The following is a 17,517-nucleotide window of genomic DNA, read 5'->3' as shown; positions in this document are numbered from 1 at the left end:
ACACATGCGCGCAACGATATTACTGGTAGAAGACAATAAGGAAATGCTGGATTTTGTGGCCGATGACCTGTCGGAAAAATACCATGTACTCAAAGCTATTCATGGTAAACAAGCCCTGGAAATATTGAAGGATGAATCCGTGCAGATCATCATCTCCGATGTAATGATGCCCGTAATGGATGGCTTTGAATTCTGCCGCACCGTTAAAAGCAGTTTTGAATACAGCCATATCCCGGTGATACTACTTACCGCACGCACCGCCCTGCAATCGAAAATAGAAGGTCTGGAACTGGGGGCCGATGCGTACATAGAAAAACCTTTTTCACCCGAATACCTGCATGTGCAAATAGCCAACCTGCTTAAAAACAGGGATAAGCTGAAAGAATACTTTGCACAGTCTCCCTTGATTCATATTAAAAGTATTGCCCACTCCCGGTCAGACGAACTGTTTCTGGAAAAACTGAATGAGGTAATCTGTAACAATATAGAAGACGAAGAGCTGGACGTAGAAAAACTGGCGCGCATTATGGCTATGAGCCGCCCTACACTGTACCGCAAAATCAAATCCATCTCTAACCTTACCGCTAACGAGTTAATCAACGTAACACGCTTAAAAAAAGCGGCCGAGTTACTGGCCGCTGATGATTATAAAATTTATGAAGTAGCTACTATGGTGGGCTTTGGATCGCAAACCACCTTTGGAAGAAGCTTTCTGAAACAGTTTGGTATGTCGCCATCGGCTTATCAGCAGAATGTGCGGGGGAATGTTACGGAAGAATAAAACCTGACCATATAACAAATCAATGACGCGAAAAAGCAAAAGCCACGTCTGTTACACCATATCCTTTTTGTGTACGGCAGCTATATCCAAATGCAAAACCCATTTTAGAATGCACATGCCGGTTCTCACTATGATGCATCTCCGGCACATTATATTTACTAAGCCAACCGCTCCATTTACCTGATACCTCATAGCGCAAATTAGCAATCCCCTTACCAGGTACATTATACACCTCTATCCTGCTAACACCATCCCCTTTACCACGTCTGCCATTAATTTTAGAAATCCCTTTCTTTTCATCCGACTCTACAGTTAACTCTACAAAAAACAAGGCAGTTTCAGGATCGGGAACCATATCTATAATATAACCATCCCAATCATTCTGCCCTTCCCATTGATAGGATGTGGCCGCAAAATTTTTGCAGAGGGTAAGTGCCTTGCTGGCAATGATAGGATCTTTGGAATTATTAGGCCCCGGAGCATTGGGATTTAAAACATTAGCATCTTTCCAATCGATGGTGTTTAATGAAATAAAGTTGGGATAACGGCCACCAAACCTGAATGCAAATGACTGTGCATGTTCTATAATCAAAAACGGATCATTGTTTTTGTCCTCCTCTCCCCTACTTACCGGATCGTTGCTGAAATGATTCATAAAAGTATAAGGGTTTTGATAGTCAGAATCAACAGGATCATCTCTAAGATCCACCCAGGTAGTCATTTCAACCGAAGGAGTTCCGTATTTATTCTCCGCAAACACACGGTACATTTCCGGAAACAGATCCTGCTCACCCTCATCTGGCGTTTTTTCAATAAAAGCAAACAAACGCTCCCCATTTATAGCAAGCCTATCCAGGGTATAGTTCATCGCTGCTATCTGTTTTGCCTTCCCACTTATATAACAATCAATTTCCTGTAACGATTTATCCAGGTCGGCCAGAGCACAATCCTGCTTCTTTGATTCAGGACCTGGTAAATAGCTTTCAAAAAACAACGCAACCACTTCGGTCGGATTCGCTTCCAGCCAGCTTTTGATCTCTTCCTTCAGCGGTTCCCAATCATTATAGCTGTCGCCATTGACATTATGCTTCAGATACAAGGAGTGATTACTACCCGGATGTATATCCAATGCCAGGCCCCGCACTCCATGATCTAACAGTTGAGTTACCGATCGTACCTGGTTAGGCGGATTTTGTTTGATATTCCAGCCATTATGTGCCACCAGCCATCGTTGTTGAAGAATATTACCATTATAGTTATTAATATGGGCATAAGGTAAGTTGCCCTGTATCTGTGTAGCGTCATCAGGTTTTGCTTTCAAACTAGTATGTTTTAGACGCTAAATATATAATGGTTATAACTATCTAAAGGCCCTCATCATCAAAAACTCAAAAGAATACCGGTTTACCGTGATGCCTTTTTGCTATAGGTATACATCACGTTAATTGTTCTACAATTGTTCCTCTTCCAACATACCCACCAGCAATTTTATCACTGTAGCCGTCATATCTACCGAAAAAGTAGCCTGCGAAGGTTTTACAAAACGATTCTCTAACAATAACGAAAGCGCCAATAAACTGCCCCGCATAGCATCAGGAAGCAGATAGCGTTGATACAACTTATCTATCAGTTCTTCCATGCCTTCCTCCTGCGCATACACAACATCCCTTATTTCACACACTTTCTGTAAAGTCTTTTTATATGCTTTTGCAGCAGCTGCAATACATTCCGGGTAATTACCTTTTTTCAGGTAATGATGTGCATTTATAAACAACGCGTTTACGGCAGCAAACTTCGGCTTGTCTAAAAGCAGGAATACCGGTTTAGCCACTTCTTCATACAGCCAGTTATTATCTATGCGGATAATGTATCCTTCCATAAAACGATACCCGATGCAATGCTCCTGAAACCGGTCGTTTAAATCTACTACTGCCTGTTCGGGAGAATAGGTATATACAAGTTCTTTTCGTTTATTCAAAAGCTGCTCCCTGCCAATGCTTCTGAAACACAGTTCTATGATGTCTACCACCCTATCGTCAAACATCTGGTTTAACATATAGGTGGTGATATTATGGAGTGTAGGCCCGGCACCTTCATACATAGGCTGGTAAGGATCGGGCTGGTTTAATTTCAGCAGGCCATGCTCGTACAACAACGCTTCTTCCACTTCCGGCCATACATGCGTATCACTCCACTCTTCCATGCCGTTTTTCCTGCAAAATGCCTGTAGTATATGCACCACCTGTATACGGCAAACGCGCGGTATGCTATGGTTTACAGCTGCGCACGGCGGCTTCTGGGTTTTTGAATAGATATCGGATACCGTTCTCATTACACAGTTTTAGGGTATAAAATGATTTTTCTTTCTTACGGAATACAACAAGCAACTATCCGGGATACAGTGGGGTAAAAAACTGTGAATGACGGGTTTTTATGGAAGACGGTGCGAATATATGCCCCTTACTACATCCTGCATTGTCCTTCATATTAACTTATTGTAAACACCGTTAAATAATTGTAACGGAATTATCATCCTATTATTAAATGCACCCAATGATGTTACACCGATGGGCTTCTTAGGATTCCTTTGCACAAAATTTTTCTATGCAGCGTTTTCGCTCTATTATCTGCTTATTCTTACTCACCCTTTCCCTTTCTGGCTTAGCGCAGGTACGCAGCTATAGCATTAAAGGAATTATTAAGGATGCTGTTACCGGCGAAATATTAACCGGTGCTACCCTTCAATTAGGCAATAGTAAAACCAATACACAGCTCGACGGCGCGTTTACATTTAAGAACGTATTACCAGGCACTTACCGCCTTACCTGTCACTATGTGGGATATGCTGATAAAGACACTACTATTACCGTAAACAGCGATATGAACCTGAGACTGCAGGCAGATAACGTTTCAGCAACCTTATCGCATGTTACTGTAAACGGCAGAAGAAATGTGGAAACAGATGCTTTCGCCCGCAAAACAGAAAAAAATGCAGTAGGTGTAATGAACGTAGTATCGGCCAATGCCATTCAGCAATCGCCTGATGTAACCATTGCCAACGTACTGCAAAGGGTTTCCGGTGTATCACTGGAACGCGGCACTAACGGCGAAGGCCGTTATGCTATTATCCGCGGTATGGACCAGCGCTATAACTATACACTGGTGAACGGCATTAAAATACCCAGCCCGGATAATAAATTCCGTTATGTACCTATGGATATTTTCCCTTCCGACCTGGTAGAAAGAGTGGAACTACACAAAACCCTTACACCCGATATGGAAGGGGATGCTATTGGTGGTGCAGTGAACATGGTGATGAAGAACGCACCTGCTAACGGTTTGTACCTGAAAGCCAGCGCTTCTGCCGGCCTTAGCCAAAACCTGCTGGATAACGGTTACGATAAATTTGATGTAAGCGCGGTAAGAAAAAAATCGTTGTATCAGCAGTATGGCCCTGATTATAATGCTACACCAGGCGATTTTAGCCGCGACAACTATAACTACACACACACCTCTGCACCTGTGAACAGCTTTGCTACATTGGCCATAGGCAACCGCTTTCTGAACAAGAAATTGGGGGTAATGCTGGGCGCTTCTTACCAGAACGTTTATAAAGGATATAACAGCCTATACATTCCTGCCGAATCTTTAGGCACGGATGGCACTTTTATAATGAAACATGTAAACGTAAGGAAGTATTCCAGCCATTTAACCAGAACAGGAGGAAGTCTGAAACTGGATTATTCTATCAACCCTAACCACACTATCAGCCTGTATAACCTGTATGTAAACCTGAAAGAGGCACAGGCCCGTCAAACCAACGATACCCTGGCTACCACCCCAAGAACCATTGGAACCGGGCAGGTTTGGTATTATGGAAGATCTAAATACCAGGATCAAACTATTTACAACTCTACTTTACAAGGTAACCACAAGTTTAACAACGGTCTGTCACTGGATTGGTCTGCGGTATACTCCAAAGCCACTAACAACCTGCCTGACTATGGCGAGTATGAATATGATGGTGGTGTATATGAAGACCACAGTTTACGTGATAACGTTATTATGAACTTTAAACGCGACTGGTGGCATAACAGCGACCGCGATTTAGCTGGTTATCTGAACCTGCACTATTCTTCTTCTCTAAATAATATCCCTTATACTGCCAGCATTGGTGGACTATACAGGGATAAAAAACGTGAAACACTTTACGACAGCTATACGCTTACTCCTGTTATTGTAAACAGCCAGGCCCAATTATGGAATGGCATTTACAATTTCAACTGGAACGTTCAAAACCCAAAAGGTTCTTTTGAAAGCGCCAACAACTACACCTCGTTTGAGAAAATAAAAGCAGCATACGGCATGGTGAAGTTTAAGGTGAACAAACTGGAAACCGTGGCAGGTGTGCGCATGGAAAATACGAACCAAGGCTACAATACTAATTTACCGGTTACTGTTGAGGGTAAATCAGCGACTTATAACTACACCGACATATTACCTAGCGTTAACTTCAAATATCTGCTCAACAGCAATGCCAACCTGCGCCTTGTATATTATTCTGCCGTTAACCGCCCGGGCTTCTTTGAACCCGTTCCTTACTCTATTGCAGGGGATGATTTTGACGAACATGGCAATTATAATTTACAACATGCAACCGCACAGAACGTAGATGTGCGCTACGAAGTATTCACCCAGTCTAACGGTCAGTTTATGATTGGTGGTTTTTATAAACACATCAATAACGCTATTGAATACGGATTTGATTTTAACGGCACACAAACACAAACAGCTTACCGTCCAGGCAACTATGGCAATGCCCGTAACCTGGGTGCAGAAGTGGTAGTAGAAAAATACGTAGGCAACTTTGGTATCAGAGCCAACTATACCTACACCAACTCTTCCATCTCTTCCCCCAAAAGACAGCCCTATTTAGATGAAAACACAGCTGCAAAATCACGTATAGTCAATGAAAAACGCCCGTTACAAGGCCAATCGGCACACCTGGCTAATGCAGCAATCTTATATAAAAACACAAAATCAGGAACCGAGTTCCAGTTTAACTGGCAATTAACCGGTAAACGAATAGCACTGGTTTCACCTTATTATGGCATGGACTATTGGATGAAAGCCATGCATGTATTCGATGCTTCTGCCGAGCAAAAGATGAGCAAGCACATATACCTGTTTGCCAAAGTACAAAACCTGTTTAACAATAAATACGAAGTATACATTAACAAACAGCCCACCAACATAGCAGTAATACCTTTTCAGAATATAGCAAGCGGTAAAACACTCAGCCAGTCTACACAAACAGGCAGAACTTACCAATTGGGCATTCGTTTCGATCTCAATAAATAATTACCACTTAACAAGTTATTCTTTTTAAAAACAAACACATACAATGAAAAGAAGTTTCGTAAGAATCAGCTTTCTGGCATTTGCTTCAGCTGGCCTGTTCGCATGCGGCAAATCAGGCGATGGAGCTAACGTATCCAAGCCCTTAACTGTAATTGGCCAGGCTATTTCCAGCGACACCCTGCCTTTAAAAGACGGAAGCGGCAATGCTATTCCTTTGAAAGGAACCATGCTGTCTGGCAAGACATATCACATAATGTCAAACGTGTCTATCAACGCAGGCGACACCCTTTATGTGCAGCCAGGTGTAACTGTGTTAGTACATGGTAATGGCGCTCAGGGCACCAGCCCTATGTTCCTGGTAAATGGCACTATCATCAGTGATGGTACTAAAGACCAACCTAACACTTTTACCGTTTATGAAACTGCTACTACCCCTAAATCAAACAGCAGCTATACAACAGATGCATCTACCGATCCTGCCTATAAAGGTTACTGGAGTGGCTTTCAGGGCACTACCACCTGTAATTTAATGGCATTCCGCTGGACACATATTGAATATACCGGCGGCCCTTATGGCGCTAACAACACTTTATTCGGCAAAGCAGAACCAGGCGATCCAACTCCTACTATCTATATGGCTCCTACAGGTGCTGCTTATGGCAAACTGATTGTAGAAGACTCCTGGTTATTCGGAAGTCTGGACGACTGTATCGGTAAATGTCAGCACGTATACGTGAGCCTGATGAGAAACACCCTGAACAAATTGGGTGGTCAAGGTGGCGAAGGTATCAACCTGAAAAATGATGTATATGGTGATATGGCTTACAACTTCTGTTATGGTGTTGCTACCAACGGTTTAAAAACTGCAGGTATTGACGGTTCTTCTACCGTGGTGAACATTTACAACAATACACTGGTTAATTGTGGTTTCCGTCAGAAAAAAGCAACACGTAACGGTTCTATCAACACAGAAACCAATGCTGGTGGTTTTATCTACAATAACATCATCGTTAACTGTAAGCAAGGTTTACGTATTACTTTTAGCTCTGAAAAAGGTCTGAAAAGCGATACCCTTAACACTTCTTACAACAACAACCTTACTTACGTTGGTAACAGCGTAAAAAGCGGTAACGACTACCTGATGTTGTATATTGAGCCTAAGCAGTTCACTAAAAAGCAGTCTAACGACATCAACGGTTATGTAAACGGAGCGGATTCTTCTAACGGAGTAAACCTGGGTAGCAACGTAGTAGATACTACTAAATACAATCCACAATTCAGAAACTACGATGTAGTAACTAACAGTAAAGGAACTTCTTACCTTAACTCAGTAATTCCTACTGGTGCAGATTTTCACCTGTCCTCTTCTTCACAGGCAGCTAATGCAGGTGTTTACAGAAGCGGTACAGGTGTTAACGCCTATCCTTCTAAGCCTGCAGCTAAATTATTAGTTCAATATGGCTTCCCTATGACTTTGTTAGCTAACACCGGCGGTGTAGATGCAGCGAATATCACTATTCCTAACAAAGACCTGGGTGCGTTCCCTTCAGACGGAACCGGTAACCAGCACACTTATTAATTATCTTATTTAGAAGATAGAAAAGGGAGAACGACTTCGTTCTCCTTTTTCTTACAAGCATGTTTGAAATGAAGAAATTAACACTACTAGCCGGCGCATGCTGGATACTTTGCATGGCCTGTTCCAAATCGAACAGCAAACCAGACGAAATCACTACCCCTCCCATAGACACTACCCCGCCCGTTGTTACCCCTACCGATACCACACCAAGCACTAAGTATGATATTACCCAGCTAAACAACACCCTTCTTTTTGAAACCACCCCTGTTATAACCGTTATGGCCAGGCAGGATTATAACGAACTTTCGGGCGCAGCGGCCAGCCAGTTGAATGCAGGTATTTTATACATGCACAACGATGCTAAAAACTCGCCTGTTATTATTACCAATGCCAAAGGGGAAGACCTGGGAAGGATTGTGCTGGATAATGTATCTACCACTAATCCCGAAGATATTTGTGTAGGCCCCGGCCCTGTAAGTGGTAAAACTTATATATACCTGGCAGACATAGGCGACAACAAAAGCACGCGCACCTCTATCACTGTATACCGTTTTGAAGAACCGGTAATCACCGGCCCCAATGCCCAAACAGAAATACATATCACCGCCACAGCAGCTATCGCGTTGAAATATCCATCGTATGCTTACAACGCCGAAGCCCTGCTGGTTGATCCTATTACTAAAGATCTTTTCATCGCCACTAAAGAAATATACAAAAGCACTATATACAAAGCAGCGTATCCGCAGTCTACCACCAGCACTACTACGCTGGTATCTGTAGTAAAAACGCCTTTCGACCTGCTTACATCCGGCGACATTTCGGCCAACGGCTCAGAAATACTGTTGCGCAACAAAAGCCAGATATGGTACTGGAAGCGCGACACTACTAAAAGCATCGCTGAAACTTTATTAACTGCTCCGGAAATGGCCCCTTACGCCGGTAACGAACACCAGGGCGAAGGCATTTGCTTTGCAGCCGACAACACAGGTTATTATACCAACACTGAAATAAGAGATTATTCCGGTGCGGTATCCAATATATCTTTCTATAAAAGAAAATAACCCATCACAACAAAAGGCGCTTCAACAGCGCCTTTTGTGCTATAAGGTATCGTTACTGTTACGGTAATTGAACTGATGCAGATATGGGTCCGCCCCCACTGAAAAAGCCTTGCCAGTAACCACCCTGCCCGTTATTTATAGCCACCTCTATTGTTCTCTCCGGAATAGACGATACAATAAGCTGCGTTTGAGTAACAACTGTAGCCACTGCAAAATCATCAGCCTGTATCGTCCCGCCGCCCACAACACTTCCGTTAATTAACACAGAATAGTTTTGATCAATGACATATAGCTGCCCCTTATGAAATGAAATTGTCAATTGCAGCGTAGTCTGGCTGGGGTTACCTGCACCACCATTACTGGTATACACAAACGGGTAATTAATGTAAGTAGCAGAATCGTAATCTGTTGTATTGGTATCGTGATTGCTGATCTCCACATCCATCTTAAAATCATATCCGCCCGTAGGATTATTAAAAGGAATATCATAGGTATAGCAAACCCTTTCAAATTCATCAGTAGCCCCATCTGTATAGGATAGCAAACCTGTGGCAGAAGGATAGGAAGCGCTACTTAATAAATTATCATAAAACCATGCTCCACCACCCAGCCAACTACCATCCCAACCTCTGTATCGCAGGGAAAGAATATTGGAATGTTTTGGTTTTAACAGCGCAACACTCAAACTGTTAACTCCCTGCGATATTTGCAGAATTTGCGGCGTATATTTCATTTCGCGCAAAGCTGAATGTGTGTTTCCTTGCGGGGCTTTAACTGTTGTAGCCGCTCCCGGCTGATCTCCTTCTTTTTTACAGGAGGGTAATAAAGCAATGAAAATAAGAGCAAACAGGATAGCGTGTAGGTATTTCATCATTGTTCAGGTTTTGGTTATGGCAATAAAAACAATATAATAAAATTCTATTGCATCTCCTATACGCCGGATCAAGCCTAAAAAACACCTCCATTTCTCCCACCTGCCGGCTCCTTCGTGCGTACTGCTGAGTCATTCGTCCGTACGGATGAGTCATTCATCCCATGGGATGGGCCATCCATCCGTACGGATGAGCGTTCAGGAAGTAAAAATGACTCCCTGCTTCGTACATTTTGCTTGTTGGTCAGTACTACGCCATGCTTCTATTGAGCGGTTTTGTCTCCACTTTTTACCTTCCGGGCCTTCATCCGTACGCACGAATCACTCAGCAAAACGGATGAGTCATCGGGCAGAACACACGAGACTCCCATCCTATGGGAGCAAACGCCCGGCGTTACGCACGAAGGAGCCGGCAGGTGGGATGAATGACTGCTCCGTACTGCCGGGAGACTTCTCCCATGGGAGCAGACGCCCGGCAGTACACACGAATGACTCAGCAGGTGGGATGGATGAGTCATCCGTACTGCCGAGTGATTCCTACCATGGGAGCAAACGCCCGGCAGTACGCACCAATGACTCAGCAGGTAGGATGAATGAGCCATCCGTACTTCCCGGCCATCCATCCTATGGGACCGGCAACTCGTCCGTACGGATGAGTCATGGGAAAGTAGTTTTCTGTCCTATATGCCCCTTTTTTGAATAAAAAAACTTCAATTCCCCCAAAACACACTGCCATAGGGTTGTCACTTCTCCTGCCCAACTTCGCACTACAACAATTATTGAAGCCAAAAAGATAGTATGACAACACAACAAATTGCCGATCGTTATTATGAGCTGGCCAACAAAAGCCAGTGGGTAGAAATTCTGGACGAGTTGCACGACGACAACGCCACCTGCCAGGAGCCGGAAAAGGTAGCCGCTATGGGCGTGCCCGTAATCACCAGCGGCAAGGAAGCCATTAAAGCCAAAGGTGCGGCCAACAGAACAAGAATTGAAGCCATACACAGCCAATCGTGCAGCGAACCATTGGTAGCAGGCGATTTTTTCACCGTAGTGCTGAAAAGAGATCTCACCTTTAAAGAGAAGCCCCGTACACAATTGGAAGAGATTGGTGTGTATCATGTGAAGAATGGCAAAATTGTTTCAGAACAGTTCTTCTATTAACCTACCGGATAACAGCCGCAAACCGGCACCGTTGCTAAGAGGCTAAAACACAAAGAGGGCGAAACTATATATCAGCTTCGCCCTCTTATAATGTATAATGCTCATGATTATATACATCATATTAAGCATTCACAACACACGGCAACTAATGTGTAGCAGTCAATATCACTTTGGGTTCCAACTGTGCTTCTAACCCGAATATCCCCCCTTCACGACCAATACCAGACTGCTTAAAACCTCCAAAGGGCGCATCCATATCATGCCATAGTGTATTGATCAATACCCTGCCGGCATTGATTTGCGCAGCAATGCGGTTGGCCCTTTCGGAGTTGGTAGAACTGATATAAGCCTGTAAACCATATTCCGTATCGTTAGCCATGGCTATTGCTTCTTCTTCTGTTTCGTAGGTAAGCACACTCAGTACCGGGCCAAAAATTTCTTCCTTCACAATGAGCATATCTGCTGTTGCATTTACAAACACAGTGGGCTTTACAAAAAAGCCTTTTTCCAGTCCTTCCGGTTTGCCTTCGCCACCTACCAGCAATTCCGCGCCACTCTGTATTCCGGAACGTATGTAATGTTGAATACGGTCGTACTGTTTCTGGCTGGCCATCGGGCCAATTTGTGTGTCCGGGTTAACAGGCAATCCTACTTTCAGCGCATTCACGGTGGCTTTCAGCATAGGTTTTATTGTTTCCAATAAATGAGCAGGCACCAGCAAACGTGAACCTGCCACACAGGCCTGGCCGCTGTTTTGAAAACAGGCATTGATAGCATACGGGATAGCCTTTTCCAGATCGGCATCATCCAGGATAATATGCGGCGATTTACCACTCAGCTCCAGGGTTAAACGCTTCATGGTATCCACTGCTTTGGTGGCGATGATCTTACCCACCACACTAGACCCCGTGAAGCTGATTCTGGCAACAGCAGCATGGGTAGCCAGCACAGGCCCCATTACATCTCCCCTGCCATTCACCACGTTTATCACACCTGCCGGCAAACCAGCTGCATCAAAGGCTTCGGTCAGTATCTGCGTTTGCAGGCAACTCATTTCACTGGGTTTAATCACCGTAGTACAACCAGTAGCCACTGCGGCCGCCAGCTTCACACAGATAGAAGCGGTATTGGCATTCCATGCCGTCATAATAGCGGTTACTCCAATGGGTGTCATTACTAATGTTGACTTTCCTATCGGGCGCTCAAAAGCATAATCAGATAATATATTTTTGAATTGCAGGAATATATCTGCGGCGTAGCGGTTAGACCATTCTGCCCGTTGTGGAGTAGCGCCATACTCATCCATCGTTACCCTTTTTAAATCATCCATTCGTTGCATTACTGCATCATACAGCTGCTGTAAATACCTTTTGCGATCTTCTATGCTACTTACAGAAAAAGCAGGGAACGATTGGCGGGCCGCTTCAATGGCTTTGCGCACATCTTCTTCGTTGCCTAAAACAGCTTCTCCTATGTGTCCACCATTAGCCGGGTTGATGATCGCTGTTGTTTCTGTACCAACGGAAGCCACAAACTGTCCATTGATATATTGCTTCTCTATCCTTATCATTTTATTTGTTTTTTGATAAGTCAAAGTTAGAAAGCGTATCAAAGGAGCACTTTGTTATACAGCTCAAACTTAGTTTGGTGAAAAGCTCACAATAAACACAGGTGGGAGGGTAACATAAATGATAGCGAAGCAATGCGGAAATAGGAGTTGACACAAAAGAAAAGTCTCCTGTGTTTGTAAAAAACAGGAGACTTCTTTTGTTTATGATACTACTGGTTGCTGCTTTACCAGCGGCTTCAATCCCAGGTTCTGGAACATCTGCATATCTTCCGACACACCCGGGTTAGGTGTGGTTAATAAGGTTTCCCGCTCACCGGTAAAGATGGAGTTGGCACCGGCCATAAAACACCAGGCCTGTTCTGTTTCGGTCATTTCAATTCTTCCGGCGCTCAAACGCACCATGGCTCCCGGCATTACTATACGGGCAGTGGCAATCATGCGCACCATATCCCATACATCCACTTTCGGGTTGTTCTCTAAGGGTGTGCCTTTTACCCTTGCCAGTGCATTAATAGGCACTGATTCCGGATGCTTTTCCATGGTAGCCAATGTAGTAAGCATGGCAATACGGTCGGCGTGCGTTTCCCCTAAACCAATGATGCCGCCGGAACAAACAGTGATGCCTGCTTTACGCACATGCCCAATGGTGTTAATGCGGTCGTCAAAATTGCGGGTGCTGATCACTTCGTTGTAATACTCTTCCGAAGTATCCAGGTTGTGGTTATAGGCGTGCAAACCAGCTTCTTTCAGTCGCACCGCCTGGCTTTCTGTAAGCATACCCAGGGTACAGCATACTTCCAGCCCCATATCATTCACGCCCTTTACCATATCAATGACGCGGTCAAAGTCGCGGTTATCACGCACTTCGCGCCACGCTGCAGCCATACAAAAGCGGGTAGCACCATTGTTTTTGGCTTTCTCCGCATGCTTCATTACCACATCTGTTGGCAGCAAAGCCTGCACTTTAATATCGGTATGATAACGGGCTGCCTGCGAACAGTAAGAGCAATCTTCCGTGCAGCCACCTGTTTTAATAGATAACAACGTAGCTACTTCTACTTCATTAGGCCGCTGCCATTCGCGGTGTATAGTGGCAGCCTGGTGTACCAGCTCCAGCAGAGGCTGGTTGTAAATAGCCTGAATTTCTTCTTTTGTCCAATCGTGCCTTTTGGTTTTCATGATTTGTTAGTTATAATCTACACTATCGCATACCTGTTTATCTCCTGGTGCAATACAGCCACCCAGGCAGTATATAATTGTTCTTCTATCGCCAGCACATCCTTTGCATACTTTTCCCAATCCGGAGCAAAGCCTTCCAGCTGTTTAATCATCTCTTCCAGGTGCCCTTCTTCTTCCAGTATAATAGACTTCACCATCACCTTCTGGTTGTTACGGGTTAACACCTCCTGGTAAACCGGGTACAACATATCTGCACGCACTTCAATAGCATAGGTAACAAACAGGTAGGCCGCATACTTTAAACCTGTTGGTGATAACTGAAAATGCTTTTTCAGGTATTTACAGGTTTGTATATCCAGCTGATGCAAAAAATGACGGGTATATACCGGAGCCAGCAGATCAGCTGCCGCATACCCTTCGCAAAAAGGTACCTCCAGTTTGGTGATCTGTTTTTTCAGGTAGTAAGCATGCCGGTGTTCTTCGGCAGCATGTTTTAACTGGATAATGGACACCTCTTCCGCATGCTCACAAGCCGATATTTTACGGGCACCGGCATTCTCCATAAAAGAAAGCGTATTCAGCCACCTGGCATGCATACGGGGTATTTCTACGATATTTTGAAGCAAATCTCCAAGCTCCATAGCTGTTTTTACCAAATGTAGTACCTTGCCGGACCACCAAAGGGTACCAGTTTTGATATTATGACTAGTCCGGCTGAAATACCTTACAAAAGCCTGGTGCAGATAAACCGGGATGCCAACATGCCGGTGTACCGGCAGATTGCCGACCAGCTGATAGCCGCCATACAACGCGGGCACCTGGTAGCCGGGTTAAAACTACCCGGCACCCGGGCTTTTAGCCAGCTGCTGACAGTACACCGCAATACTATCGTAGCCGTGTATGAAGAGCTGGAAGTGCAGGGCTGGGTAAAAACCCTGCCCAACAAAGGCACTGTAGTACTGCCCGGTATGCAGCAGCGTCCGGTAAAAATTTTGCCGCATCAGCAGGCAGCCGTAACCGCCCATCCGGCAGCCATCTCCCCTATTGCCGCCGCCCGCTACCCCGGTGCTACCGGTTATACTTTCCGGCAAACCAATATTTTAGACAATCCATTCGAATACTCTGATTGTGAATATGTTTTCAATGACGGCATGCCCGACACCCGGCTGCTGCAAATTGACAACCTCTCACAATGGTACAGCGCCAACCTGAAACGTAAATCCAACCAGAAAAAGCTGGCCGGCTACAACCAGGATGGCAGCGAATACTTCAAAGCCAATCTGTGCAATTACCTCAATCTCTCCCGTGGCCTGCACATCTCCGGCAAAAATCTGTTGATCACCCGCAGCACTGAAATGAGCGTGTACATCACCTCACGCATCCTGTTATCCGAAGGCGACCTGGTGCTGGTAGGCGAACTCAGCTATTTCTCTATGAATATGATCTTTCAGAAAAATGGTGCTCATATTCAAACCATTCCTGTTGATAATGAAGGCATTGATGTAGACAGTGTACAACAAATATGTGAGCATCAGCAGGTAAGGATGATTTACATTACCCCGCACCACCATTACCCCACCACGGTAACACTCAGCGCCCAACGCCGGATGCGCCTGCTGCAACTGGCTGCACAATATGGGTTTGTGATACTGGAAGATGATTATGACTACGATTTCCACTACAATAAAGCCCCCATGCTGCCCCTGCTGAGCGCAGATACCGCCGGTATGGTCGTATATACCGGCTCTTTTGGCAAATCGCTGGCTCCCGGCTTTCGCACCGGCTTTATAGTTGCCCCGGAAAACCTGATGACCGAAATGCGTAAATACCTGGGTATTATAGACCGGCAGGGCGATATATTGATGGAACAGGCACTGGGCCAGATGATACAGGAAGGCGAGATACACCGCTACCTGCGTAAATCGATGAAAGTATACCAGGAACGGCGCGACAACTTTGCGGCCCTGCTGCAACAGCATCTGCCTGAAGATGTGGATTTCACTATTCCTTCCGGTGGCCTGGCCTTTTGGTTACGCTGGAAAAAACGGCCTAACCTGCTGCAACTGAGCAAACGTTGTGCTCAAAACAACCTGTTTATTCCTAAAACTTTACTGTATCAAACGCAATCGATGGCAGCCATGCGTGTAGGGTTTGGACATTTAACACCAGAAGAGATGAATACCTGTATTCAAATCATCCGTCAGCATCTCTGACGAATCCCCCAGGCCTGCGTTGACGAATATCGCATGTACCTAAGGCAGGAATATACCCGCCTCTCAACACTGGAATGCACCTATCCCCAATGCAAAAAACCGGATCGCTCCGGTTTGCCTGCAACAACTTTATTCTTTATTCATTCCAGGGCGAGTGCAGGATACAATCACAAAAGTTCTTCCGCTGAAAATTCGGAATCATATACGCACACACATCGGCCTTAATATTCCCGAAAGTGGTGTCCGTTTTATGTTCAAAGCCACGGAAGAATGCAGGGATAATCCTGTTTTTAAAATCATCCCTGGGAAAAGCAGCTACAATCTCGTTTCGGTTAGCTGCACTCAAATGCTCATAGCCCTCTCCCATCACATCCAAACCAACACCCGAATACAACAAAGCCACCTCTGCTTCTTTATGTTCCGCCACGCCAATAGTTGTATGCAGGGCAATAGCATCCCATACCAGCTGTAACGATTCCTTCGGCAATCCATGTCCTTTCATAAAGTCGCGTGCCGCATTCGCGCCGTCTACTTCAAAACGCTTGTCGGGACTGCTATAATGCGGCACCAGGCCCAGATCGTGAAACACGGCACTGATGTATAATAATTCAGCATCGTGCGCCACCTGGTTACGCCGGGCATTTAACGATGCAAACACAAACACACGCAGGGAATGATTATAGATAAACGGGGTGCCATGCTCCAGCAACAACTCTGTTGCCTGTGTGGCAATGCTGCTATCAGGAATAGAAATACCTGCTACTGATTTTACTTTGTTTACAGACATCTTCAATAATTATTTGCCTGTAAAATTAGCCGGGCCCCATAGGCGGGTCAATGTGAAAAACGGCGAATCACCTGCCAATTTTTACAAAACGCTCGCGGAACTCGTTGGCCGAAACACCCGTATTCTTTTTGAAGAAATGACTGAACTGGTCGGGCGTGGAAAAGTTCAACTGAAAAGCAATTTCCTTTACCGCTTTAGCCGAAAACTGCAAAGCTCTTTTTGCTTCGGCTATCAGCTGCCCGTTAATAATATCCTTTGCGCCCCTTCCACCACATTGTTTACACAAATCTGTTAACCTTCGTGCCGTAACACCCAGCATATCTGCATAAGCAGCCACTTCGTGGGTAGAAGAATAATGCTTACTCACCAGCCCGGTAAACTGCCGGAACAACTGGCTTTCATAACTGTCGGTACCACTTACCAAAGCTGCCTGAATATTGGCAATTTTAATCATGATAATTTTCAGATAAGCCGCCAAAGCATCCGGCTTATTAATGTAGTCGCCCAGGTGATACTCACGCAATAACGCCTGGAACAATAAGATCAATTCACGTTCATCTGCAGGGTGCACCGACAATTGCTGATTAGCAGCGGCGTTATTAAACAATACCGCTTTGCAGTTACTGGCACTGGCAGGCGCTTTTTCCCAAAAGCAATCGCCAAACGACAATTCATAGCCCGTAATAACGCTGCCGGGTGCAAAGGCAAACACCTGCCCTTTAGCCAGCAAAAACAACTCGTTACCTTTCAATGGCCAGGTAGTGTCATCTACCACCAATGTACCCTGTGCTTCGCTTAATAAAAAGATACGGTTGTACACAATCCTACAGGCGTCTTCCATGCCCACGGTAGCCTGCTCATGATAACAAACAGCAAATGAATCCTGTATCTCTTTATCCGTTTGAATAGTGCCATACTCCTTCCACTTCATACCTGTTATTTAGCATAGCT

The 17,517-nt window shown here is 44.9% G+C and carries 15 protein-coding genes; 7 read left to right on the top strand and 8 right to left on the bottom strand.

Annotated elements, in window-relative coordinates; translation table 11 throughout:
- Window positions 1-4: 4 nt before the first annotated feature.
- On the top strand, window positions 5-781 hold the full coding sequence (locus FLA_RS06960; protein ID WP_084206300.1) for a response regulator transcription factor: 777 nt from the start codon (window positions 5-7) through the stop codon (window positions 779-781).
- A gap of 19 nt (window positions 782-800) precedes the next feature.
- On the opposite strand, the gene FLA_RS06955 is transcribed toward FLA_RS06960, so the two are convergent.
- The gene (locus FLA_RS06955) at window positions 801-2,102 is read right to left on the bottom strand and encodes a PI-PLC domain-containing protein (RefSeq protein ID WP_076379977.1); all 1,302 of its coding nucleotides are present in this window, start codon (window positions 2,100-2,102) and stop codon (window positions 801-803) included.
- Window positions 2,103-2,231: 129 nt separating this feature from the next.
- On the bottom strand, window positions 2,232-3,113 hold the full coding sequence (locus tag FLA_RS06950; protein ID WP_076379978.1) for an STM4504/CBY_0614 family protein: 882 nt from the start codon (window positions 3,111-3,113) through the stop codon (window positions 2,232-2,234).
- A gap of 272 nt (window positions 3,114-3,385) precedes the next feature.
- Here FLA_RS06950 and FLA_RS06945 point away from each other — a divergent pair, with 272 nt between their 5' ends.
- From FLA_RS06945 to FLA_RS06935, 3 genes are all read left to right on the top strand, one after another.
- Entirely contained in the window at window positions 3,386-6,142 is a 2,757-nt protein-coding gene (locus FLA_RS06945; protein WP_076379979.1) for a TonB-dependent receptor domain-containing protein, read from the top strand.
- 43 nt (window positions 6,143-6,185) lie between these two features.
- The gene (locus FLA_RS06940) at window positions 6,186-7,721 is read left to right on the top strand and encodes a hypothetical protein (RefSeq protein WP_076379980.1); all 1,536 of its coding nucleotides are present in this window, start codon (window positions 6,186-6,188) and stop codon (window positions 7,719-7,721) included.
- A gap of 68 nt (window positions 7,722-7,789) precedes the next feature.
- Window positions 7,790-8,782 (top strand): hypothetical protein, encoded by a 993-nt coding sequence (locus tag FLA_RS06935; RefSeq protein WP_144264061.1) that lies wholly within the window; start codon window positions 7,790-7,792, stop codon window positions 8,780-8,782.
- Window positions 8,783-8,840: 58 nt separating this feature from the next.
- On the opposite strand, the gene FLA_RS06930 is transcribed toward FLA_RS06935, so the two are convergent.
- Complete coding sequence (locus FLA_RS06930) at window positions 8,841-9,656, bottom strand: hypothetical protein (RefSeq protein WP_076379982.1); 816 nt, start codon at window positions 9,654-9,656, stop codon at window positions 8,841-8,843.
- A 273-nt stretch (window positions 9,657-9,929) separates the two neighbouring features.
- Between FLA_RS06930 and FLA_RS31385 the strand changes: the two genes are divergently transcribed.
- On the top strand, window positions 9,930-10,082 hold the full coding sequence (locus tag FLA_RS31385; RefSeq protein ID WP_159445121.1) for a hypothetical protein: 153 nt from the start codon (window positions 9,930-9,932) through the stop codon (window positions 10,080-10,082).
- A gap of 369 nt (window positions 10,083-10,451) precedes the next feature.
- On the top strand, window positions 10,452-10,817 hold the full coding sequence (locus tag FLA_RS06925; RefSeq protein ID WP_076379983.1) for a SnoaL-like domain-containing protein: 366 nt from the start codon (window positions 10,452-10,454) through the stop codon (window positions 10,815-10,817).
- A gap of 145 nt (window positions 10,818-10,962) precedes the next feature.
- Here the strand turns inward: FLA_RS06925 and FLA_RS06920 are convergent, their stop codons facing one another.
- The 3 genes from FLA_RS06920 to FLA_RS06910 form a co-directional block, all read right to left on the bottom strand.
- Window positions 10,963-12,387 (bottom strand): aldehyde dehydrogenase family protein, encoded by a 1,425-nt coding sequence (locus tag FLA_RS06920; RefSeq protein WP_076379984.1) that lies wholly within the window; start codon window positions 12,385-12,387, stop codon window positions 10,963-10,965.
- Window positions 12,388-12,588: 201 nt separating this feature from the next.
- Window positions 12,589-13,566 carry a biotin synthase BioB gene (gene bioB, locus FLA_RS06915; protein ID WP_076379985.1) on the bottom strand — a complete coding sequence of 326 codons (978 nt, stop codon included), beginning with the start codon at window positions 13,564-13,566 and terminating at the stop codon, window positions 12,589-12,591.
- A 17-nt stretch (window positions 13,567-13,583) separates the two neighbouring features.
- Window positions 13,584-14,207 carry a hypothetical protein gene (locus FLA_RS06910; RefSeq protein WP_076379986.1) on the bottom strand — a complete coding sequence of 208 codons (624 nt, stop codon included), beginning with the start codon at window positions 14,205-14,207 and terminating at the stop codon, window positions 13,584-13,586.
- Window positions 14,208-14,267: 60 nt separating this feature from the next.
- Here FLA_RS06910 and FLA_RS06905 point away from each other — a divergent pair, with 60 nt between their 5' ends.
- Window positions 14,268-15,779 carry an aminotransferase-like domain-containing protein gene (locus FLA_RS06905; RefSeq protein ID WP_076379987.1) on the top strand — a complete coding sequence of 504 codons (1,512 nt, stop codon included), beginning with the start codon at window positions 14,268-14,270 and terminating at the stop codon, window positions 15,777-15,779.
- Window positions 15,780-15,915: 136 nt separating this feature from the next.
- On the opposite strand, the gene FLA_RS06900 is transcribed toward FLA_RS06905, so the two are convergent.
- Window positions 15,916-16,566 carry an HD domain-containing protein gene (locus FLA_RS06900; RefSeq protein WP_076379988.1) on the bottom strand — a complete coding sequence of 217 codons (651 nt, stop codon included), beginning with the start codon at window positions 16,564-16,566 and terminating at the stop codon, window positions 15,916-15,918.
- A 67-nt stretch (window positions 16,567-16,633) separates the two neighbouring features.
- Window positions 16,634-17,497, bottom strand: coding sequence for an AraC family transcriptional regulator (locus tag FLA_RS06895; protein ID WP_076379989.1), 864 nt, complete (start codon window positions 17,495-17,497; stop codon window positions 16,634-16,636).
- Between the last annotated feature and the right edge of the window lie 20 nt (window positions 17,498-17,517).

This window comes from Filimonas lacunae, from assembly GCF_002355595.1.
GTDB lineage: Bacteria > Bacteroidota > Bacteroidia > Chitinophagales > Chitinophagaceae > Filimonas > Filimonas lacunae.
Note: the sequence above shows the minus strand (reverse complement) of the source record. Positions and strands in the feature narration are given on the sequence as shown.